Genomic DNA, 22,281 nt, shown 5'->3' with positions numbered 1-22,281 from the left:
ATTTTCTCGCGCGATGCCGCGATCGTGCCCGGTAATCTTGCGGCACAAACTAGTTTCGGTGCGCTTGCCATCATCCGGCACCAGAGTCCTATTTCCCCGCCTGCCACTGCCCGGAAACACCCAGAATCACCCTGACGCGGTCGGTACCGGCCTCGTTCAAGGTCGTAGTCTGCGGCACCTGGACGTCGAGCTGGTCGACGAACAGGAACGGCATGCCCGCCTCGAGATCGTAGAGCACCTTTTGCAGCGCGGGCTGCTCCAGCTCGCAGCTCACCACGAGGCCGACGAAGCCGTCCTTGGTCTGCGCCCCTGTCACGTCGACCTGCGAGGATTGCACCGAGCCGCCGACATTGCCGACGGCAGTTGCGACCCGCTGCAACAGATTGGCACCGGCCACCGTCACCGTCGGCCCTTCCAGGAACGGCGTGCCGGGGTGCTCGGCTGACAGGTCCGCGGCGTTCTTGGCGGCGCCCTTGCGGCCGCGCAGCTGGTCGAGCAGGTCGGAGGTCTGCGCCAGGGCCTGGCGGTGGGCGATCACGTCGGCAATCGACAGGCCCGCCATCAGCAAGAGCCCGCATGTCACCGCGAGGTAGAGCGTCACGGCGATCAGCGGCGAGGAGGTCAGCGCCCGCGTCACGCCGTTTCCGCTTGCGGCGTTGACGCTGCCGATGGTGGCTTGCATGTTGGGTTTCATGGCGCGTTCCTCGGCTCGACCTGCGCCTCGATGTGGAAGCGCTCGCCGGGATCGGAGGGGCCGCGCGTCGTCGGGGCGTAGAAGGTCGCGCGCGTGAAATGCTGGGACTGCTCGATCAGCGGGATCAGCGAGGGCGCATCGCGGGTGATGCCCGCGATCTGCAGCTTGTTGCCGGTCAGATGCATCTCGGTGACGTAGGTATGATCCGGTAACAGGCGGCTCAGCGATTCCAGCACGATCACGCTCGCCGGCGTGTCGTATTTGCGCCGCTCCAGAAGCGCCAGCGGCGAGCGCTCGCCGCCATCGGCGCCGCGGATCGCGGCGCGGCGTTGGGCGATCTGTCGTTCGAGCTCGTTCTCCTGCGCGCTCAGGCTGTCGGCCAGATAGCCCGCGACGACCGAGCCGAGCACGGCCGTCACCGCGGCAAACCCGAGCACGATCTGCAGCGTCTGGCTGAGCCGCACGGGGTCGATGGCGCCGCGCGACTTCTGCTCGAAAACCCTGATGCGTCCGCCTTCAGGCGTTTCGGTCAGAACCGCGATAGCGGACGGATGAAAGCCGGACAGCGCCTCGACATAGCCCGTCGCGAGTCGGCGCGGTGCGGCCGCGATCATCGTGGTGATACTCTCTGCGCCTTGCGCCACCGGCACGCTGCAACCGAACACGGCCTCGGCTGCGCTCCACGGCGTCAGCCTATCGATCTGCGCCCGCACGATGCCGTCGAGGAAATCGGCCGCTCGCGCCGGCAGCTCCAGCGGACGGAACAGGAAGCGCGCCGGCCGCAGCACGATCTCGACGCGGCAGCCGCGGACGATCTGCGCGAGATTGGCGCCGGTGAACTTGCCGTCGTCGAAGGCGATCTCCTTGGGCGCGTTCTCCGGCTTTGCGGCTTCCAACGCGAACGCGCCGGTCTCGCCCTCGACCAGCCGCACCAGGCGCGGCGACACCATCCGCTCCAGCCCGGCAACCGCGGCGCCGGCCACCGTACCGGACCAGGCATCGAAAATGGCGCGAAGGGAATTGAGCGAACTCATCTCACAGAGGCTTTCCGGCCGAGCCGTCGAAGGCGTTGTGCCACGACAATACACGATAGGGCTCATCGCCGCTTTCGAGAAGCAGGATGACGATCTCGGCCGAGCTCTGCCGGTGCGAGGGCGCTTCGGCGACGACCGTCAGGCGGTAGGCTTTCGCACCCTCGATCGTCGCACTGGCGCTGCCGGCAAGCCCGACCAGGGACTGCGGATCGACGCTGGGATCGGCGCGGTTCCGCAGCAATTGTTGCAGCGTCTCCGGCGTCATGCCGGGCAACGCCGCCACCACTTGCGGGGCGGCATCGAGCACGTTCACCGTGCGCATGTTGCTGAACACGGTGACGAAGGGCAGCATGCGCCCGATCACGGCAGGCGGAATGCCGCGCACCAGCCACAGTTCGTCGCTGTGCGGAAACGGCGCGTGGCGCGGCAGATAGGGCGCGCCGAGCGTGCGGTAGAAGGAGTCCTCGGGATTGTCCACGCCGGGCTCCGTGGACGACCGCCACGCCAGGATCCTGTCGGCGTAGTCAGGCGCATCCGACGCCGAGACGCCGAGCCCGGTCATCAGGCCGGCGAGGACGGCCTTCGGCGCCATGTTGAGATCGATGCGCGCCGCCTCCGAACGGAACGTCACGGCCACGCGGCCCGCGCCGACGCGGGCATTGAAGGTTCCGCTGGTCGGGCGCGTCGCTTCGTCCTGCGCAGTCAGCCGATAGGCCGCAAGCTCGAGGCCGGCGTTCATCAGCGCATCGGCCTGCAACCGGTCGGTGTTGACGGCGACGGTGACCGCGGTGTTCGCGACATAGGTCAGGTAGATCAGCGCGAGCGTGGCGAGCGCCGCCAGCATCCAGAGCACCACGACGACGATAAAGCCGCGGTCATCGCGCAACGCGTCGCGACCATGCGCCCCGCAACTCACAGCTGCGGCTCCTCTTTTTGCGCCTGTTGCGGCCGGCTGGCCGCCGTCACGCAGGTCGTCGGATTCTTGGCGCGCGCGCATTCGGCCGGCGCCGTGATGTGCGGCAGCACCGCGGCCGAAACCGCCAGCACCTGGCCGGATGCGCCATCGCGCACGGTGACGCGGATGCGATCCGGCAGTTGCCCCTGGCCGCGCCAGGTCGGCTGCCACTTCCGGTCCGGCCCGGCATAGGCAAAGCTGACGCGGAACGGCGCGCGGATCAGCACCACCTGGTCGACAAAGCGGATCTGCCCGTCGGTCGCCATCGGCTGGAACGGCGCGCGCTCGCGCACCAAAGCGACCCCTTGAGCATCGGCCTTCTCGATCAGGCGGATGAATTCGAGGCCCGGACGCGCGCTCGGGCCGAGCGCGGTACGCAGGAACGTCACCGACAATTCGGCGCCGTCGAACAGCGGCGCCCTGGCGTTCCCGTTCACGGTCATCTGCTCGGCGACGGAGAGGTCGGCGACGATGCGATCGAGCCCGGTGGCGAGGCGCTCCGCGCGCTGCACCCGCGCGATGCCGCGATTCCAGTTCGGCAGCCATTGCGCCGTCACGGTTGCGAGCGCACCCAGGATCACGGTCATCAGCAGCGTCGCCAACAGCACCTCGAGCAGCGTGAAGCCCGCCTCGGACGCGAACGCGCGGCGCAGACGTTTCATTGGCGCGGCCCTTGCGTCGGCCTCGGCACCAGCTTCACTGTCGTGACCTGGAGCGCCGCGCCGTCGGCGCGCTGGAGCCGCAGATTGACCGCCAGCGGCACGAAGCGGTCGGTCTCGGGGTTGCCGCCGGCGACGTTCATCGGCGCGATGTCGACGCGCCAGCGGCTGCCGGCAAGCTCTCCGCTTTGCCGGCCGGGCTTCAGCAACCCGCGCGCCGGCAGGTCCGCAAGCAATGTCTCCGCCGTGCCGGAGAGCGCCAGGTGCTGGTCGATCGAGCGCGTGCCTTTCGTCGTGACCGAGATGACCGAGCCGATGGTTCCGAGCACGATGGCGATGATCGCGAGCGCGACCAGCGTCTCGATCAGGGTGAAGCCGGCGGCGCCGTTAGAGCAGCTTCTGCGGGACAATCTCGATGCCTCCCGTCAGCCAGTTGACCCGAACCTCGTAGCCCATGCCCGGCCGTGCCAGCGCGATCGTCCCGCCGCACGACATGCCCGACGGAAAGAAATCGATCGATTGGCCGGTGGCGCGATCGGCGCAGCGCGCGGCCAGCGTCGCCTGCATGACCACGTCGGGCGGCAGGCGGATGGTCTGCCCGGTGACGCCGGAGCGGATCGCGCGCGCCTCGGCATCCACCAGAGTTGCGACCCTGACCTGACGACGCAGCGCGGAGTTACGATCGGATTTCAGCAGAGCCGCGGTCTCGACCGCATAGCTCTCGAGCTTGGCCCGCGTCGTCGAGCGCGGGATTCCCGGCAGGATGATCGCCGCCAGCAGGCCGATGATCGCGAGCACGCACAGGATCTCGATCAGCGCAAAGCCTCGCGCGTCCAGAACTTGCGCATCACGAGCCGGCTCAGCGCGCGCCGCTGACGATGTCGGATGCCGTACCACTTCCGCCTTCCTGCCCGTCTGATCCGAGCGAGATAATCTCGTAAGGCGCGTTCGCGCCCGGTGACCGATAGACATAGCCGTGGCCCCAGGGATCGTTCGGCACCACGCCACCGCGCAAGTATGGCCCGTTCCAGCCGGCCTGGTTGTTGCTGCGCGTCAGCCCTGTCAGGCCTTCATTCGAGGTCGGATAGCGGCCGAGATCGAGGTAATAGAGATCGAGCGCGCTGGAGAAGCTCTCGATCTGGATCTTCGCCGCCTTGGCCTTGGACTCGCTGAGATAGTTCAGCACTCGCGGTCCCACCAACGCCATGATCATGCCGATGATGGTGATGACGACGAGCATCTCGACCAGGGTGAAGCCGGCCTCTCCACGGGCCTCGCGCCGCGAACGGCGCCTCGACGATGGATGTCTGGTCACTTCAAGCCCCTCCCATTCCCGTACAAGCAATCCTCGGTCTAACCGACAATCTGGCTTACCGACATCAGCGCCGTCATCACCGATGTGATCAGGCCGCCGACGACCAGCGAGATCGCGATGATCGCCGCAGGCCCGGCAACGCCGACCGCGCGGTCGAGCATGCGTTGCAGCTTGGCCTCGTAGAATTCGGCGACCCGGCCGGACAGCATCGGTAGCTGCCCGGTCTCGTCACCCAGTCTCAGCATGCGCACCGCCATCGGCGGCAGCGCCTCGGTTTCGGCGAGCGCATCGGAAAGCTTCGAGCCGTGGCGGACACGGTCCGCGGCCTCGCTCCAGACCGCGGACGATCCGGTCGTTGCCATCATGTCGACGAGGATGCGCAGCGTGGTGGTGAGATTGACGCCGCTGCCGAGCAGCAGGCCGAGATTGCGGCAGAACAGCGCCGTGCGGTAGGCGCCCATCACGTTGCGGATCGCCGGCGCCTTCGTGAATGCGCTGGTGATGCCGCGACGAATGCGCTCCTGCCGCAACATCAGCCAGGCAAGCCCGATGAATGCCGCAAGACCGGCCAGCACCGCATCCGAATTGCTGCGCAGGAACGTGGAGATGTTCAGGAAGACACCGACGATCGGGTCGACCTTGGCGCCGAAATCCTGCAAGACGCTGGCGAACTGCGGCAGCACGAAGGTCAGGAAGAACAGCAGCACGCATCCGGCCGCGCCGAGCACGAAGAGGGGATAGCGGATCGCGTCCGTCAGGCGCCGCCTCAGCGCCTCGCCGCGCGCGCGTTCGCCGGCGAGCACCTCCAGCACATGGTCCAGCGACCCCGAGGCCTCGCCGACCCGCACCAGCGCGATATACATCGGCGGAAACAGGCCCTCATGCCTCGCCAAGGCCTCGCCGAAACTCTCGCCGGAGACGACGCGCGCGCGGATGTCGGCGACGACGGACCGCAGCCGTCCGAAATCCGGATCGGCGGCGAGCAGTTCCAGGCCGTCATTGATGCGGGCGCCGGCGCGCAGCAGCAGGGCAAGGTCGCGGGTGAAGATGGTGACGTCCTCCGGCTTCGGCCTGTTGAAGATGCTGAGCGCGCCGCGCGCGGCACCGCCCTCTTCCGGCGTGACGTTGTCGACCAGCACCAGGCCAAGCCGCTCGATCCGCTGCGCCACGTCGCCCGGCGCCGACGCGGCGATGGCCCCGGAGACCAGTTCGCCGTTGGCATTGAGCGCGCGATAGCGATAGTTCGGCATGGTTCCTGGCACAGTTAAGCGTTAGCGCACCGTCGTGACGCGGAAGACTTCGGGCACCGTCGTCAACCCGGCCCGGCATTTGGCGACCGCATCCTCCAGCATCGTCGTCATGCCGCCCCGCATGGCGGCGGCGTCGAGAGAGTGGGAGTCGGTCTTGGGCCCGATCAGCGCGCGCACCTCGTCGGACATTTCGAGGATCTCGAACACGCCGTTGCGACCGCGATAACCGGTGCCCCCGCAGCGCTCGCAGCCGCCGGCCTCGTGCACGACCTCGCCGCACTTGAAGCCGATCACGGCAAAGCGCGGATCGTTGGCAAGATCGGCCTCGGTCAGCGCGTGCGGCACCTTGCAGCGGTCGCACAGCATGCGCACCAGCCGCTGCGCCACCACCGCGCGCAATGTCGACTTGAGCAGGAAGCCCTCGATGCCGAGATCGATCAAGCGCGGCACGGCTGCCGCTGCCGTTTCGGTATGCAGCGTCGTCAGCACGAGATGGCCGGTGAGAGCGGCATGGATGGCGATATGCGCGGTCTCGGCGTCGCGGACCTCGCCGACCATGATGACGTCGGGGTCCTGACGCACGAAGGCGCGCATGGCGGAGGCGAATGTCAGACCGATCGACGGCTTGACCTGGGACTGGTTGATGCCGGGAATTTCGTATTCGACAGGATCCTCGATGGTGAGGATCTTGCGCGTCGGCTCGTTGAGGATCGACAGCATGGTCGCAAGCGTCGTGGTCTTGCCGCTGCCGGTCGGCCCGGTGATCACGATCATGCCATGCGGCATCGCGAGCAGGCGTGTCATCACGCTCTCGTCGCGACTGCGGAGACCGAGCTTGCTCATCTCGAGCAGGCCGCGGTCGCGCGGCAACAGGCGGATCACGGCGCTCTCGCCATGCTGCGTCGGCATGGTCGCGACGCGGACGTCGATCTCGTTGCGCCCGACGCGCACGCGCGCCGCGCCGTCCTGCGGCAGGCGGCGCTCGGCGATGTTGAGGCTGGCGAGAATCTTGATGCGCGAGATCAGCGCCTGTGGCGGAATGCCTTGCGGCGACGGCAGCGCCCGCAACAGGCCGTCAACGCGCATGCGCACTGTGAGCCCGGAGCGGAACGGCTCGACATGAATATCGCTCGCGCGCAGATCCAACGCACGCTCCAACAGGTCATTGAGCGCCCGCACCACCGGCGCGCCACTGGCGAGATCTCGCAGGCTCTCGATATCGTCGTCGGATCGCTGCGCCGCGCTTCTGCCGCTCTCGTCGACATTGGCGTCATCGGCATCGGCCCGCTGATCAAGGACCGTCGTAATGTCCTCATATGACGCGACTACGACATTGACCGTCGATCCGAACACGATCTCGGCCGCACGCATGGCCGCCGTATCGGACGGATCGGCAACCGCCAGGCAGAGGGCGCCATTCGGCCCGCTGAAGGGAAAGATCGTGGATTCACGCAGGAAACGACGCGAAAAGCCGTCCAGGCGAGGCGTCGTGGTGAGCAATTGCGGAAGACTGAGCCGCGGCAAGCCAAAATATTCAGACACTTCGTCGGCGAAATCGGCTGCGGAGAGATCGGTGGCTTCCCAGAATTCGCGCAAGGGACGCACGAGCGTGGCCGTGCCGGCCTTCTCCACACGGGCGTGCGCCCGCGGCGGCAGCGAATATTTCATCAGAAGATGCTGCCGGAAGCTATCGGCGGAGCGGTCTCGCATCGCATTCACAGCGCTGACCTTGTTACTTGGATGCAACAGCTCCCGCGTGTCACAGAGGTCCTTTGCCCTTGACTTATTTCTTAGCAAAAACATAATCGTGGCGCAACTAATTGCGCGTCCGAGCCAAGGGGGATCGGATGCAATTTCCAGTCCCTTGCAGAGTTGGCAGGCGTATTGTGTTTGAAGTGGTCCAGCCGCTTTTGCGCCGCCGCTCAGCGTTGACTGGAACGCTCGTGCTGTTGTCCTCCGCTTTCCTGCTCACGGCCTGCATCGTCACCGCCGATCAGTCGGTCGAAGCCGATCCGAGAGACCCGCGCGCCCAGGACATTGCCGACAAGATCCGCTCCCTCGATCTGCAGCCGCGCCAACCCGCGGACGCAGGGGCCAGCGGCATTGGCCAGGCAAAGCCGTCCAAACCCGCAATCTATCTGAGCGATGGTGCAACGCCGCAAGGCGGCGCGCTGGCCGAGCGCGATGATGGCGGCGGCAGCGGGTATGACCTCAATTTCGAGAATGCCCCTGTGGCGACCGTCGCAAAAGTCATCCTTGGTGACGTACTCAACACCGGCTACACCATCGACCCGCGCGTCCAGGGCACCGTGACACTTGCCTCGGTTCGTCCGGTCCCCAAGGCGGACGCGATCTACGTGCTGGAGAATGCGCTGCGCATGTCGGGCGTGGCGCTGGTGCGCGACCGCACCGGTTATCGCCTGCTGCCGGCGCCGGAAGCCGGCCCCGGCGGCCTCGACCGTTCGGCGAGCGTCGAAGCCGGCCAGGGCATCACGGTCGTGCCGCTGCGCTACACGTCGGCGCAGAACATCTTCAAGCTGCTCGATGCCTTCGGCGTCAAGGCCTCGACCATGCGTCCCGACAATTCCCGCAACACCTTGATCGTCAGCGGCAGCGGGACGGATCGAGCGGCCGCGGTCGACACAATTCTGTCTTTCGACGCCGACTGGATGCGCGGTCAGTCGGTCGGTGTCTTCCCCGTGCGCAATTCCTCGCCCGAACCCGTGATCTCCGAGATCGAGAAGATCATGGATTCCGGCGAAGGCGGGTTGAGCCAGAACGTGATCAAGATGCAGCCGATCGCGCGGCTCAACGCGATCCTCGTGGTGACGCAGAAGCCGGAATATCTGAGGCGTGCGCAGACCTGGATCGCGCGGCTCGACCGTTCCGACACCGACGGCGTGAACCTGAAATCCTATCCGCTGCGCTACGGCAATTCCAAGCTGGTCGTCGCGCTGTTGAACGACATGCTGTTCAACCAGGGCTCGACGAGCAACACGACGCTTGACAGCGCATCGAGCCAGGTTGCGCCCGGTGCAGGCATCACGACGTCGACCTCCGGCAACCCGGTTGCCGCGCTGAGCGCGCTGCCGACCGCCGCTGCTGGTGCCACAACCTCGGTCACGGCAGCGCCGGGATCATCGTTGGCGGCCCGGTCCGCTGACACGGCGCCCGCGACAGGGGCACACGACACGGGTCTCAGCGGATTTTCGAGCGGCAGCTCAAAGCCAGCCGGCATCGATGGTATCCTTCACAACGTGCGGATCACCGCCGACATCACCAACAACGCCATTCTCGTCTATGCCAACCAGGACGCGCAGCGCCTCGTCGAGCAAACCATCCGACAGATCGACCGACCACAGCGCCAGATTGCGATCGAGGCGACGATCGCCGAAGTGACGCTGAACGACCAGCTGAACTACGGCGTGCAGTTCTTCCTAGCGAGCCAGAAGGGCTCGATCTCCAATACCATTTCCGGCGTCAGCAATGCTGCAGCCGCTGGAAGCGGTGCCGTCGAAGCTGCGTCCAATGCTGTCAACGCTGCGTCCGGCGCGCTGCTCGGCCGCGTGCTGCCGGGCTTCAACTTCCTGATAGGCTCCGAAAACTCGCCGCGCGTCATTCTCGATGCATTGCACGGCATCACCAACGTGAAGGTGCTCTCGAACCCGTCGCTGGTAGTGTTGGACAACCAAGCGGCGACCTTGCAGGTCGGCGATCAGGTGCCGTTCTCGACCGGCACCGCCACCGTGCTGACCGCCAACAACACCGTGGTCAACACCATCGACTACAAGAACACCGGCATCATCCTGCGCGTGCTGCCGCGCGCCAATGCCAACGGCAATGTCGTGCTCGACATCGAACAGGAAATCTCGAGCGTGGCCGGCGGCAGCGCCAACTCGCTGACGCCGACGATCTCGCAGCGCCGGGTCAAGAGCTCGATCGCCGTGACCAGCGGGCAGACCGTCCTGCTCGCCGGCCTGATCAGCGAGAGCGAGAACCGGCAACGCCAGGGTATTCCGATTCTCGATTCCATTCCCGGCGTGGGCGATGCCTTCTCGCACCAGACTAATGCGCGCGCACGCACCGAACTGATCCTGTTCATCCGTCCGACCGTCATCAAGGATGGCGTCGATGCGCATGTCATCGCCGAGGAGATGCGCAGCAAGATGAACAGCCGCCTGGTTGGGACCAGCAACCCCGTGGTTACTGTAGGCCCGCCCAAGGCGGCGCGTTGAGGGCGTGACCGATCAACCCGTTCGTAGCGGGACGGGGGCTTCGCTCTTGCTCGCTCTCGCGTTGCTAGTCGGCGTGGTCGCAAGCCTCGTCACAGCTCCCGGCGCGGAGGGGCTCTGCGGCGCATATCTTGCCGCCCTGATGCTCGCTATCGCCGCCAACGACGCCCGCCACTATCTGATCCCGAACCAGCTGACGGGTACAGCCTTTGCGCTTGCCCTGCTCCGCGCCGCCACGTTCGTGCCGGAGGTAGGCCTCGAGGCGCTGCTCTGGCCCCTGGCGCGGGCAGTGGCGGTCGCCGTTCCGCTGCTGCTCCTGATGGCCGCCTACCGGCGTTGGCGCGGCCGTAACGGGCTCGGGCTCGGGGACGTTAAGCTGGCCGCGGTCTGCGGAGCCTGGCTCGATGTTGCGACGGTCGCCGCGGTTATCGAGCTTGCGGCATTGCTCGCGACCAGCGCCTATGTAGCCAATGCGACATTGCGTAAGAGGCCACTGCGCGGGACCGCCTTCCTGCCGTTCGGACTATTCCTGGCACCGTCGATCTGGATCGGATGGCTGGGCGAGACCTGGTATCTGAATTGGCTCGAGCGCTGGTCCGGCTAGAGCGGTTCACGGATTTATTGAATCGGAAGGGATTGAACGAAGCCGCTGGCGCGGCATGTAGGGAGTCATAGCAAGGATTGCCTCCTGTCTGAGAGGATTGCGGGTTTTCGCAGCCCAACCCTTTAGACAGGAGGTTTTCCGATGGCTGAGATCAGCCCACTTCGCCGCCGCATGATCGAGGACATGACGGTCCGCAATCTGTCACCGGCGACGCAGCAATCCTACCTCAACGCCGTAGCGAAGTTGAGCCGATATTTCGGTCGTTCTCCCGACCGCCTCGACCTGGAGGATATCCGTGCCTTCCAGGTTCATCTGGTTGCGACGGGGATGTCCTGGCCGGCGCTGAACCAGATCGTCTGCGCACTGCGGTTCTTCTACGGTGTGACGCTTGGTCATGACACCGTTCCGGAGCGCATCGCCTATGCGCGTAAACCGCGCAAACTGCCGGTCGTGCTGAGCGCCGACGAGGTCGTGCGCTTCCTGGAAGCGATCCCAAGCCTCAAGAGCCGTACCGCGTTGACCACCGTCTATGCCGCAGGCTTGCGCGTATCGGAAGTGGTCCTCTTGAAGGTTGTCGACATTGATAGCCAACGGATGTTGATCCGGGTCGAGCACGGCAAGGGCGGCAAGGACCGTTACGTTATGCTCTCGCCGCAGCTTTTGAGGATTCTGCGGACGTATTGGCGGCTCACTCGGCCAAAACGATGGCTATTTCCCGGCCGCGACGACGAGCGTCCGCTCGTCCCGAACGTGCTGCACGCCGCCTGTCGTTCAGCCTGTGCTGCGGCTGGCTTGAGCAAGTCGGTGACAGTGCATACGCTGCGGCACACATTCGCGACCCATCTCCTGGAGAACGGGGCCGACGTGCGCATCATCCAGGTGCTGCTCGGCCATGCCAGTCTGGCCAGCACGGCGCGCTATACCCAAGTCGCCACAAAGACCATCAGCAATACGCCAAGTCCGCTTGACCGACTCCGCCTGGAGGTCGTGCCGCCCGGCTGAGCGGACCTGATGGCTCCGGTTCTGGAAGTGGCGGATATCTTCTGCCGCCACGGCGAAGCGTTTCGGCAAGCCCGTGCCGAGCATTTGGGCCGCGTCGAGCGGCGCGTCATGGGCGCGATCACGGCATGCCGGACGGCTGTGCTCGGCGGCCACGTCGAGCAGTGCGATGACTGCGGCGCCACACGGATTGCCTACAACTCCTGCCGCAATCGGCATTGCCCGAAGTGCCAGGGCTCGGCGCGCGTGCAATGGCTCGCCGAACGACAGGCCGAACTCCTTCCCGTGCCGTATTTCCACGTCGTCTTCACCATGCCGGCCCCCGCCGGAGAGATAGCCTTTCAGAACAAGGCCATCGTCTATGCCATCCTGTTCCGCTGCGCGGCCGAGACGCTCGCCACCATCGCGGCCGACCCCAAGCATCTCGGCGCTCAGCTCGGTGTGACCGCCGTCCTCCATACCTGGGGCCAGACGCTGCAACACCATCCGCATATCCACTGCGTCGTGCCTGGTGGTGGACCTTCACTCGACGGCACACACTGGGTCGCTTGCCGGCCCGGCTTCTTCCTGCCGGTGCGCGTCCTCTCCCGGCTGTTCCGCCGTCTGTTTCTGCTAGAGCTCCAAGCTGCCTTCGCGGCTGGCCAGTTGGGCTTCTTTGGCGATCTCGTCCATCTCGCCGATCCCGCCGCATTCGCCGAACGCCTCGCTCAACTTCGACGGACCGACTGGGTCGTCTATGCCAAGCCGCCATTCGGCGGGCCCGAACAGGTGCTGGCTTATCTCGGCCGCTACACGCATCGCGTCGCCATCGCCAACAGTAGGCTGATCTCGCTTGCCGACGGCAAGGTGAGCTTTTCCTGGAAGGACTATCGGCAGAATCGTCAAGCCAAAGTGATGACGCTTAATGCCGATGAGTTCATTCGTCGCTTTCTCCTCCACACCCTGCCGGACGGCTTCCACCGCATCCGCCACTATGGCTTCCTCGCCAATGGCGGACGCAACGATAAAATCGCCCTCTGCCGTCAACTCCTTGCTGTCCGCAACGCTCCGACTGATCAAGAAGCCGGCGACGATCCCCTCACCAAATGTGAGATCCCCGTCTGCCCGCATTGTGGCGGCACCATGCGGCGCGTCGATGTCGTCCCACGAGCCTGCGCCCGCGACCATCCGTTTCGTTGTGATACGTCATGACCAGCGCCTGCACTATCCACCCCTTCCGTGATCACCTTCGCGGTGGCAACGTCCGAAGTCGCCGTGGCCGCGCTCGTCACCGCTCACCCCGCCAATCGTTCGGCCGCGCATCCCAGCGCAACAAATCCCTCGCGGCATCGCGCCCACTGCCCGATCAATCGGGCCGCTCACACCTGCTCAATGTCTCGCCGACGCGCGGCGACCACAGGCGCACCTTCTCCGCAACTGCACCGGCTGCACTATCGCCATAGTGCCCGCAACTCCGCGGCTTCGTTCAATCCAGCTTCTATGAGGTCGCACGCTACGACTGCGCGCGCGGCTTAAGTCTGCCCCGCGACCTCACAGAACCCTCAAGATTCCGGATCTGGGGCGAATATGATTCAAGATGCTGGCTGGGCTGGAGGCCAGCATCTGACGGTCCGACCAATTTCCAACGATTTGCGTAAGCGCGCGGTATCCGCTGTTGCCAAAGGTGAGAGCTGCCGATCTGTGGCGGAACGGTTTGGTGTTGCGGTCTCGTCAGTTGTGAAGTGGTCACAGCGTTATAGAACGACCGGCTCGGTAGCGCCTGGCAAGATGGGCGGTCACCGCAAGCCTGTGCTTGATCCGCACCGCGCCTTCATCGTCGAGCGGATCACTCAGACGCCACACCTGACGCTGCATGGTCTGAAGGCGGAACTGGCAGCCCGTGGGGTCAAGGTCTCACACAACGCGGTCTGGCTGTTCCTGCGCCGGGAAGGGCTACGGTTCAAAAAAAACACTGTTCGCTCTCGAACAGGCTCGCGCCGACGTCTCTCGTAGGCGCCAGCGTTGGCGATCCTGGCAGGCTGGGCTCGATCCGGGTCGGCTCGTCTTCATCGATGAAACCTGGATCAAGACCAACATGGCCCCTTTGCGAGGCTGGGGCCCCAAAGGAGCACGCCTGCACGGCTTCGCTCCGCACGGTCACTGGCGTACTCTCACATTCCTCGGCGCGCTCCGCCATGACCAGCTCACGGCACCCTGCGTCTTCGACGGGCCGATTAACGGCGAATGCTTCCGCGCTTATGTGAAGCACCTTCTCCTGCCAACCCTGCGCGAAGGCGATATCGTCATTCTCGACAATCTCGGAAGCCACAAGTCGAAAGCCGTCAGGCAGATGATCAAGGCTGCTGGCGCCAGACTCTGGTACCTGCCGCCATACTCACCCGACCTCAATCCGATCGAACAAGCCTTCTCCAAGATCAAACACTGGATGCGGCAAGCTCAGAAGCGCACCATCGAGGACACTTGGCGACACATCGGCCACCTCGTCCAAGACATCCAACCTCGCGAATGCGCCAACTACTTCGCCAGCGCCGGCTATGGTTCAATCAAAATGTGAAACGCTCTAAGGCTCCGCGCCACACGCGGAATCGTCGTTGCGGCGCAGGCGCGCGGCTGCGTCACCTCCGATGCATAGCGTTCTTTTCGGTGTCTTTGCCGGAGAGGCTTGCGACCTGGTCCGCGGGCTCAGTGCCCGCGGCTCGGCATCCACTCCAGGGCCCTCAGGCGAGCCTGGGCGATTTCCCCACGCGTCATTTTGGTGGTGACGGCATCTCGGATCCTGGCGCGGGACTCACGCACCCTCGGCGGTGACGCGGCCGTCGACAAGTTCAGCCATTTGGAGGCCTCGACAATGTCCTGCGGCACGCCCTGGCCGCGGTCGTAGAGCAGCCCGAGCGAATACTGGGCACGGCTGTCACCCTGCTCTGCCGCACGGCGGTACCACATCGCAGCTTCGGTATAATTCTGCGGCACGCCTCGTCCGGTCTCGAACAGGAAGCCGACATAGGTCTGCGCCGCGGCATTGCCGCGCTCGGCGAGCGGAATGAGGACCTGGGACGCTGTCACATAGTCCTGCCGCTGCAATGCGGAAAGGCCCTGGTCGAGCGATTGGGCCTGGGTGGGGATCGCGAGCAAGAGCAGCAACACCGCGACAGCCCACCCGGCCCATGGCGGCAGCCCGGCTCGGCGCCGAAGCTCGGGATCGCATCCATGGAGAAGTATTATCTTATTCGTTCCCCGCATGAGCATAAGACTAGGCCGGCGATATGACAGAATCCAGAGCACCCGCTTCGATGAGAGCAGAGGAGGCACGCAAACCTGACAGCTCAAAGTCGACGCATGACGATGTTATCTCTTTGCGACATTGTGTGCCCTGCTTTGCTAGCTTCGCCTCTTGTTAGAAATCGGGAACTCGTCTTTCCTGAAGTGCTATTTAGCCAGACTACCTAAACCTTTCTAGGCCGATATGCTGGTAAAGGTGGATAATATTCTATTCGGCCTTCTAGCGAAGCGTTAACGAGCCAAGCCTGAATCCCGGATCCATTGGAGGCGGAAGTCGTCCGACCAGCAACTCCTCGAAAATTGCATCCGGGGGACAACTCATTCTTGCCCCCGGAAGCTTAAGTTTGCTCGGTTATCGGAGCGGCGACGAAATCGGAGTTGATCCCGCCGACGCATTGAAGTTGATGACGTTGTCGCCGTAGGAAAACACAGTTCCGCCATTCGATGCGGAAACGGCAGTGTTCGTATTCATAATGGCCGAGTTTCTCAAGTGGAGAAATGCAGAGGGTCCGTTTGCCGAAACGGCAACATTCGAAGTGTACTGGATATTGGAATTCTCTAGCAGAACGTTGCTTTGGAATGTGCCCGATGTATTGATTGAGGAAACAGCGGTCAAATTGATGTAAGCGATAGATGTTCCGAAGATATGAGTCTGAAGAAAACCGGAGCCACTCGTACCGGTAGCGTCGGTTCGGATACCCTGCCCACCACAATGATCTATACGACTATCTCGAATGACTGCGTTCGTTGTCGCCGAGCCTGTAGGGTGAAACCACATGCAATGGCCGCTATTGCCCGAGACGGTAACAGCGTGCATCTGCACATCAATATTGCTGCCGCTCGGATCGACTAAAATCGCATTCCCTGCGAACCCACGAACGGAGACGCCATTCAATTCTATCCGCCGCGCCGCATCCACTTGGATTCCATTGTTGGCGCCCGATATACCGACGACGGAAACATCGATCAGTTTGAAATCCGACGTCGTGGGCGAGCTCATGTTGACCAAAACCGCAGGAGATGAGCTCGTCGCATAGATAAGCGGCTTTGCTCCCTTGTCAGGATAAATGCTAACGGGATTTGTCACCGAGATGGGGTCGTAAATTCCCGACTCTGTGATGACGATCTGACCGTTTGGCGACACTTGGGTTAAAGCAAAAGTAAGAGTGGCACACGGCGAAGCCTCCGAGGCGCAGGTCCCAGAATCGGTTCCACTTTTTGCTACGTAGACTTGGGTCGAGAGAGCAAAGGCAGGAGCTGCAGACAACATACTTATTCCAAGAATAACTCGCGGCAAAACTTTCTTTGACATCGACTTTCTCCCCGAAAAGGCTGCCGCCTATCGGCAGCCGAACCATGACTATCGTGTGCAGCAACAAATACTGATAGAGCCACTAGATGAAATCGCTACTTCGAGCAGCAAAATGGGAGCGAGCAATAGTCAACGCATATCGATTCCACTCGGCGCGATCTCATCATCCTGTCTCGTCAGGGGTCCACTCATTGAGGGTGGTCGAGCAGATTTCGTAACTGTTTGGTCTCCCAATTTTTGAAGAACCAGCGTCTCCCTTGCCGGCCCCTTCTGCATCGTTACGGACCTCCCTGCTACAGATTCTAACACCCATGCTGAATGAGCTTCCCCTGATCGGAGCCGCACAATATTTCTGGTCACCGTATCGATGAACACCGCTATACCTTCATCGCCTCCTGAAACGGTACCAAGGAGGGCCAGGTTCGGTTTATCCGGAATGACTGGTTGCGGCTCCTGGGCAGGGGGAGGCCGAACCGCGACAGGCACTCTTAGTTCGGGGGGGCGGCGCGACGGCGAGAAGATGGGGCGTTCCCTTGTCGTGGTCAGCACACTAAGTGGGATCCCCCAAAGTGGATTCCCTGAGAACGTTCTTGAGCGCCATGTCGAAGATCGCGCGCTTTCCGTTGAATTAGGTCGCTGCTGGTCGCCGAACGTGGGCGACGTCGCCGAAGGGGCGACCGGTACGTGAAAGTCGACCGCCGCTTCCTGCAGGGCAGCAGTTGCTGTTTGTTCCCCCCACAGCAGCGCAACGACTGTTACGCAGATGATCTGGATATGTCTCAAGACAGAAATAATCTTGATCACGGAAAATGACATTCCTAGTTGTCAGCCCTCAACTAGATCGCACACATATCGACTCCAGCACCAAATGGCAGCGAGTACAGCCGGAAATAAGCACATATTTGTAACTCCCAATCCTGCGCTCATCAAGCGGTACTTCCAAATCATCCCAGCATCCGCACAACCTTCGGCTACGTTCGGCGCCCCCCGGCGTCGGCTCGCACGCGCCACCTGCAGTCACTGCACTAGATCTGTTGTCCGAAGAGAACGACCCAACAGCTCTCGACGGCAATCCGTGCCGATCGCTGTGCCGTGTCAGGGCTTGTCCTCCCACCGGCATGTCGGTCTCGCAAGATAGTCTCAGAGGGTTAGATCAGATGTCATCCTCACATCGCGTATGGAATGGTGCGTGCTATCGCTGATTAAAGGCGACGGCGCGTCGCCGGGATTGATCAAGGAGACATCGTTAGTTTCGAAGAACGACAAGGTCCGGACATCTTGAGGACACGATAGTATCAGGCGGGCCGGCAAGGGCTGCCCCGAAACAGCTGTTTACTTGGTGCCGGCACGCACACCGGTTGACGCCGCTGGTGGCTGAAGATCCGCTGCCCGCAACACACCTCCAGCTAGGCGTCGCAGCAGTCGGAATTGTATGCTACACGCCCGCCACGGCCTCCTGACTGCGGTGGCAACGGGCTACTCTCCGATTCAACCAGAGGCGGAAAGTAGCGTGCGACAACGCAACATCGTGTGTACAAGACCCTACCGAAGTTCAGCGAAGAGCTTGCGTAACCGTCGGCGCGCCAGTGCCGTTGAAGGCATTGTTGCCGAAAGAAAGAACGGTGGCGCCGCCGTTATTGACGATGCTTGCGGCACTCCCTAACAGCGTGGAATCGCTCAAGATCAGTTTACTTGGCGAAGTCACGGACACTCCGAAGGAGGGATTATTGTCAACCACCGTCCTAACCAAGATTCCATTATTGGCTGCTCCTCCAGCGCCTGCCACGTTTAGGCCGCCGCTATTGGCTGTCACGATTGAATCCAGAACGACGACACGAGCGCCAGCAGCCCCCACCACGTTAACACCATTGCCCGAGAAGCCCGAGATTCGGCAGTTCTGAACCTTTATGTTTCCTGATCCTACGATCTGGACGCCATTGAGCGCATTTTGCACTCCAACGATATCCAAGCCATCGAGCGTTACAACGTCGGTCGAGGCGACGTTCACAACGATGCCGTTGGTCCCGGCCGCGAGAATCCCGGCTTCCACGTGATCCGACCTGAGGGTGATCGACTTTGTAATCGTCACCGCGCCAAAACCTCCGGGATCGAGAACATTGATTTCTCCGAAGGCGGCCGTCTTGGATATTGCCCCGGCAAACGTTTTGCAAGGCGCGGTGCGACTGCACGGGTTTGCGTCATCTCCGACGCCCGAAATCCAGGTCCGAAACGCCTGCGCACTGGCAGGCGCTACTACTGTGAACGGCATCAAAAATAGTAAAGCAACAGCGAGGAATGCAGTGCGTCTCATTATAATCCTCCAGAGCGTCGACACCAAAGTTTGCAAATCAACTGTGAGTATAGACAGTTGCACAACCTAGGCTATTCGGAGCCTATAATAAACCTCGACGGATTAATTTAAACGGAATTCCCCGGCCTTAGCAATATAGCACAGTCTTTAGGGCGGTGCGTCTCAGAGGTTGCGATCTGCTCGGTCTCTCGATTGGCGGTAGATCGACTCCCTTGGTGCCTCGCTTCTAACTTTTGCTTGGTGCCACCGGGTCAGCGGGTGCAGCCGAACAGCAAGCGACTCTGGAATAGCTCCTCCTCGAAGAATTGGTAAGAGGGACACTCAGCCGACCTCGCACAGCACCTCGCCGGAGTAGCCGTAGGTCGTCAGTATTGCCAAAACCACCACAGCCGTGCGGCAGCGGCCTGAGCAGGCTACGACTCTCGGCTAAGGAGCCTGACGCTGGACTGGTCAAAAATCGGATGGAAGGCCCTCGGACTCCAGCCGAAATCCCTGGCGGCGGGTGTGCAATCGAAGGTCATGTCCCTCATCATACGAATGCCCATGGCGACATTTGAGCCGGGAAAGAGCGGCTGCGCCAGACCAAAGCCGGCACGCCAAAGCCATGACGGTAGGGGGATTAAGCGACGCTGCAGATGCAGTGCGTCGAAGATGCGGCCGATCATTTCCCGATAGGAGAGGGTTTCGCTGCCTCCTAGCGAATAGAACTTGTTTGCCGCTGCGTGGCTCGCAGCTGCAGCTATGGCACCAACCGCAAGGTCCTCGGCGTGTACGGGCTGTCGCAAGCCTGGCGCACCTCCGACAAGCGGCATGAATCTGAAGCGGCGGATCAACTGCGATAACGGCGTGATGTTGCTGTCGCGTCCTTCGTCGTAGATCAGTGTGGGTCGCAAGATCGTCCACTCAATGCTGCGCTGCTGGCAAGCTGCCACGATCTTTTGCTCTGCAGCGAGCAACTGGCGGATCAGTTCCTTCTCCGCGGCAACCTCGGTATCCTGTTTTGTGAATACGCTTGTAGAACTAAAGGCGACGACACGCTTCACGGAGGGGTTTAGAAGGTACGGAAGCGCGTCAGCGAGCAGCACCGCATTGGCCGTGCAGTAGAGCGTGCTGAACGTCGGAAGAATAAGCGTATTTGGCTCCAGCAGATCTGCGCGGATCCACTCACCTTCACTCCGTTCTCTCTTCGACCGCGAGAGCGCGAAAACGAGCTTACCTTGACGCGCAAGATGCCCGACGATGTAGCTGCCTACGACCCCGTTGCCACCGATTACCGCGCTAGCGCCGTCCGCTCCGCCGCCCACTCTTCCTTCCCCTTCGCAAACGTTTCCAATAAGCTCCATGTCGCCATGTCAGTAGCCTGCTCGAACTCAATCCGCGGTATGCCGTGCTTCTCCTATGTACCAACGATATGCAAGCGCGAGGCCCTCCTTAAGAGGGGTCCGCGCGGACCAGCCGAGCTTGTCGAGGCGGCTGATATCGAGCAGCTTGCGCGGCGTGCCGTCGGGACGCGAGGAGTCGAAGGAGATCTCGCCGCGATAGCCGACGATATAGGCGACCACCCGCGCGAACTCGGCAATGGCGATGTCCTCGCCGGTGCCGATGTTGATCAGCTCCGCACCCGAATAGGTCTTCATCAGGTGCACGCAGGCATCGGCCATGTCGTCGACATAGAGGAACTCGCGCCGCGGCGTGCCGGTGCCCCAGACCGCGACGGTCTTCGCGCCCGACAGCTTTGCCTCATGGAAGCGCCGGATCAACGCCGCGACGACGTGGCTCAGCTCGGGGTGATAATTGTCGCCGGGACCGTAGAGGTTGGTCGGCATCACGCTGATGAAGTCGCTGCCATACTGGCTGCGATAGGCTTCCGCCATCTTGATGCCGGCGATCTTGGCGATCGCATAAGGCTCGTTGGTCGGCTCCAGCGGGCCCGAGAGCACCGAATCCTCGCGCAACGGCTGCGCCGCGAGCTTCGGATAGATGCAGGACGAGCCCAGGAACATCAGCTTCTCGGCACCGTTCAGATGCGCGGCGTGGATCACGTTCGCGGCAATCGCGATGTTGTCGTAGATGAATTCGGCGCGCAGCGTGTCGTTGGCGACGATGCCGCCGACTTTTGCCGCGGCGAGAAAGATCACTTGCGGCCGTATGCGCGCGAACCAGTCGAACACGGCGGCCTGGTTACAGAGATCGACCTCGCGCCGGTCGACGGTGATGAGATTCACATTCTCCTGCGCCAGCCGCCGCACGATGGCGCTGCCGACCATGCCGCGATGACCGGCGACGTAGACGCTCTTGCCGCTGAGCTCAAACGGTACGCTTGCCATTCGCAATGTCCCGCTTGGCTTCGGCCAGATCGCTCGCCATCATTTCCTCGACGAGCTGCGCAAAGGTTCGTTTCGGCTTCCAGCCGAGCACCTTCTGCGCCTTGCTGGCGTCGCCGACGAGCAGATCGACCTCGGTCGGGCGGAAATAGGTCGGGTCGATCCTCACCACCGTCTTGCCACTGATGGCATCGATTCCGGTCTCGTCCACGCCCTTCCCGCGCCATTCGATGCGACGGCCGACACGGGCAAAGGACAGCTCGACCAGCTCGCGGACAGAGCGCGTCTCGCCGGTGGCGAGCACGAAATCGTCGGGCTTGTCGGCCTGCAGGATCATGTGCATGCCCTCGACATAGTCCTTGGCATGGCCCCAGTCGCGCTTGGCCTCGAGATTGCCGAGATAGAGCGTCTGCTCCAGCCCAACCTCGATCCGCGCCACGCCGCGGGTGATCTTGCGAGTGACGAAGGTCTCGCCGCGGATCGGGCTTTCATGGTTGAACAGGACGCCGTTCGAGGCAAACATGCCATAGGCTTCGCGGTAGTTCACCGTGATCCAGTAGCCATAGAGCTTGGCGACGCCATAAGGCGAGCGCGGATAGAACGGCGTGGTTTCCTTCTGCGGGATCTCCTGCACCAGGCCGTAAAGCTCGGAGGTCGAGGCCTGGTAGAACCGCGCCTCCTTCTCCATGCCGAGGATGCGGATCGCCTCCAGGAGGCGCAGCACGCCGATGGCATCGGCGTTGGCGGTGTATTCCGGGCTCTCGAAGCTGACGGCGACATGGCTCTGCGCGGCGAGATTGTAGATCTCGGTCGGGCGGATCTGCTGCACCAGGCGGATCAGGTTGGTCGAATCCGTCATGTCGCCGTAATGCATCAGGAATGGCACGTCGCGGAGGTGCGGGTCCTGATAGAGATGATCGACGCGCGCGGTGTTGAACGATGACGAGCGCCGCTTGATGCCGTGGACGATGTAGCCCAACGATAACAGATGCTCGGCCAAATAGGCCCCGTCCTGACCCGTCACGCCGGTGATGAGGGCGACGCGACGCCGCGTGTTGTCCCGAACCGTCATTCATTCCCCAACGTTGAAGTAACTGAAAAATTGTGTCGCATATACCCCCCCCGCAAACATCACAGGGACCAGCTCAAAGCAAGAGATTCTATAATCTTGATCAAAAGCGCATCCCAATTTTGCCGAAAGCCCACTCGGATGCAGGGAACCGTAGTTCAGTTTTAGTGGGTTCTGGACCGCAGGACAAAGATGCCGGGGACAAGGACTTCCGCTCGGAGACAACAGCAATTATTGATTACAA

Annotated in this window: 20 protein-coding genes; 5 read left to right on the top strand and 15 right to left on the bottom strand. The window is 62.7% G+C overall.

From position 1 onward, the window contains the following. Positions 1 to 88 precede the first annotated feature (88 nt). The 9 genes from gspM to XH89_RS11135 are packed head-to-tail and all read right to left on the bottom strand — an operon-like array spanning position 89 to position 7,617. Positions 89 to 694, bottom strand: coding sequence for a type II secretion system protein GspM (gene gspM / locus XH89_RS11175; protein ID WP_246767799.1), 606 nt, complete (start codon positions 692 to 694; stop codon positions 89 to 91). Continuing rightward, positions 691 to 1,728, bottom strand: a complete 1,038-nt coding sequence (locus XH89_RS11170) for a PilN domain-containing protein (RefSeq protein WP_194467111.1) — start codon at positions 1,726 to 1,728, stop codon at positions 691 to 693. The genes gspM and XH89_RS11170 overlap by 4 nt, the downstream gene beginning before the upstream one ends. A gap of 1 nt (position 1,729) precedes the next feature. Further along, the gene (locus tag XH89_RS11165; protein WP_246767798.1) at positions 1,730 to 2,644 is read right to left on the bottom strand and encodes a general secretion pathway protein GspK; all 915 of its coding nucleotides are present in this window, start codon (positions 2,642 to 2,644) and stop codon (positions 1,730 to 1,732) included. Then, complete coding sequence (locus XH89_RS11160; protein WP_194467109.1) at positions 2,641 to 3,345, bottom strand: general secretion pathway protein GspJ; 705 nt, start codon at positions 3,343 to 3,345, stop codon at positions 2,641 to 2,643. Before XH89_RS11160 ends, XH89_RS11165 begins: the two co-directional genes overlap by 4 nt. Further along, positions 3,342 to 3,752 (bottom strand): prepilin-type N-terminal cleavage/methylation domain-containing protein, encoded by a 411-nt coding sequence (locus XH89_RS11155; RefSeq protein WP_194467108.1) that lies wholly within the window; start codon positions 3,750 to 3,752, stop codon positions 3,342 to 3,344. The genes XH89_RS11160 and XH89_RS11155 overlap by 4 nt, the downstream gene beginning before the upstream one ends. Further along, positions 3,730 to 4,239 carry a prepilin-type N-terminal cleavage/methylation domain-containing protein gene (locus XH89_RS11150; RefSeq protein ID WP_194467107.1) on the bottom strand — a complete coding sequence of 170 codons (510 nt, stop codon included), beginning with the start codon at positions 4,237 to 4,239 and terminating at the stop codon, positions 3,730 to 3,732. The genes XH89_RS11155 and XH89_RS11150 overlap by 23 nt, the downstream gene beginning before the upstream one ends. Beyond that, the gene (gene gspG, locus XH89_RS11145; RefSeq protein WP_194467106.1) at positions 4,202 to 4,657 is read right to left on the bottom strand and encodes a type II secretion system major pseudopilin GspG; all 456 of its coding nucleotides are present in this window, start codon (positions 4,655 to 4,657) and stop codon (positions 4,202 to 4,204) included. Before gspG ends, XH89_RS11150 begins: the two co-directional genes overlap by 38 nt. Positions 4,658 to 4,695: 38 nt before the next feature. Continuing rightward, positions 4,696 to 5,907, bottom strand: coding sequence for a type II secretion system F family protein (locus tag XH89_RS11140; RefSeq protein WP_194467105.1), 1,212 nt, complete (start codon positions 5,905 to 5,907; stop codon positions 4,696 to 4,698). Positions 5,908 to 5,928: 21 nt separating this feature from the next. After that, positions 5,929 to 7,617: a GspE/PulE family protein gene (locus XH89_RS11135; RefSeq protein ID WP_371825208.1), complete on the bottom strand. Its 1,689-nt coding sequence runs from the start codon at positions 7,615 to 7,617 to the stop codon at positions 5,929 to 5,931. A 137-nt stretch (positions 7,618 to 7,754) separates the two neighbouring features. Here XH89_RS11135 and gspD point away from each other — a divergent pair, with 137 nt between their 5' ends. From gspD to XH89_RS11110, 5 genes are all read left to right on the top strand, one after another. Beyond that, entirely contained in the window at positions 7,755 to 10,142 is a 2,388-nt protein-coding gene (gspD, locus tag XH89_RS11130) for a type II secretion system secretin GspD (RefSeq protein ID WP_194467103.1), read from the top strand. A 46-nt stretch (positions 10,143 to 10,188) separates the two neighbouring features. After that, positions 10,189 to 10,743 carry an A24 family peptidase gene (locus XH89_RS11125; protein ID WP_246767796.1) on the top strand — a complete coding sequence of 185 codons (555 nt, stop codon included), beginning with the start codon at positions 10,189 to 10,191 and terminating at the stop codon, positions 10,741 to 10,743. 141 nt (positions 10,744 to 10,884) lie between these two features. After that, positions 10,885 to 11,745 (top strand): site-specific integrase, encoded by an 861-nt coding sequence (locus tag XH89_RS11120; protein ID WP_128943944.1) that lies wholly within the window; start codon positions 10,885 to 10,887, stop codon positions 11,743 to 11,745. A 9-nt stretch (positions 11,746 to 11,754) separates the two neighbouring features. Next, positions 11,755 to 12,933 (top strand): IS91 family transposase, encoded by a 1,179-nt coding sequence (locus XH89_RS11115; RefSeq protein WP_194462004.1) that lies wholly within the window; start codon positions 11,755 to 11,757, stop codon positions 12,931 to 12,933. 375 nt (positions 12,934 to 13,308) lie between these two features. Continuing rightward, a protein-coding gene (locus tag XH89_RS11110; RefSeq protein WP_371825207.1) for an IS630 family transposase occupies positions 13,309 to 14,296 on the top strand; the annotation gives its coding sequence in 2 pieces (ribosomal slippage) (positions 13,309 to 13,685 and positions 13,684 to 14,296; 990 coding nt in all). 128 nt (positions 14,297 to 14,424) lie between these two features. Here the strand turns inward: XH89_RS11110 and XH89_RS11105 are convergent. The 6 genes from XH89_RS11105 to gmd form a co-directional block, all read right to left on the bottom strand. Then, positions 14,425 to 14,886, bottom strand: a complete 462-nt coding sequence (locus XH89_RS11105) for a tetratricopeptide repeat protein (RefSeq protein ID WP_246767795.1) — start codon at positions 14,884 to 14,886, stop codon at positions 14,425 to 14,427. Positions 14,887 to 15,373: 487 nt separating this feature from the next. Next, complete coding sequence (locus tag XH89_RS11100) at positions 15,374 to 16,333, bottom strand: hypothetical protein (protein ID WP_194467099.1); 960 nt, start codon at positions 16,331 to 16,333, stop codon at positions 15,374 to 15,376. Positions 16,334 to 17,885: 1,552 nt separating this feature from the next. Then, a complete protein-coding gene (locus tag XH89_RS11095) occupies positions 17,886 to 18,644 on the bottom strand; it encodes a right-handed parallel beta-helix repeat-containing protein (RefSeq protein ID WP_194467098.1) in 759 nt (252 codons plus the stop codon). Between the two features lie 413 nt (positions 18,645 to 19,057). Beyond that, entirely contained in the window at positions 19,058 to 19,948 is an 891-nt protein-coding gene (locus XH89_RS11090; RefSeq protein WP_194467097.1) for an NAD(P)-dependent oxidoreductase, read from the bottom strand. Positions 19,949 to 20,014: 66 nt separating this feature from the next. After that, positions 20,015 to 20,971: a GDP-L-fucose synthase gene (locus tag XH89_RS11085; RefSeq protein ID WP_194467096.1), complete on the bottom strand. Its 957-nt coding sequence runs from the start codon at positions 20,969 to 20,971 to the stop codon at positions 20,015 to 20,017. After that, entirely contained in the window at positions 20,952 to 22,040 is a 1,089-nt protein-coding gene (gene gmd / locus XH89_RS11080; RefSeq protein WP_194467095.1) for a GDP-mannose 4,6-dehydratase, read from the bottom strand. The genes XH89_RS11085 and gmd overlap by 20 nt, the downstream gene beginning before the upstream one ends. Between the last annotated feature and the right edge of the window lie 241 nt (positions 22,041 to 22,281).

The organism is Bradyrhizobium sp. CCBAU 53340 (assembly GCF_015291645.1).
Taxonomy (GTDB): Bacteria; Pseudomonadota; Alphaproteobacteria; order Rhizobiales; family Xanthobacteraceae; genus Bradyrhizobium.
The sequence above is the reverse complement of the archived record's forward strand: the minus strand, read 5'-3'. Positions and strand labels throughout refer to the sequence as shown.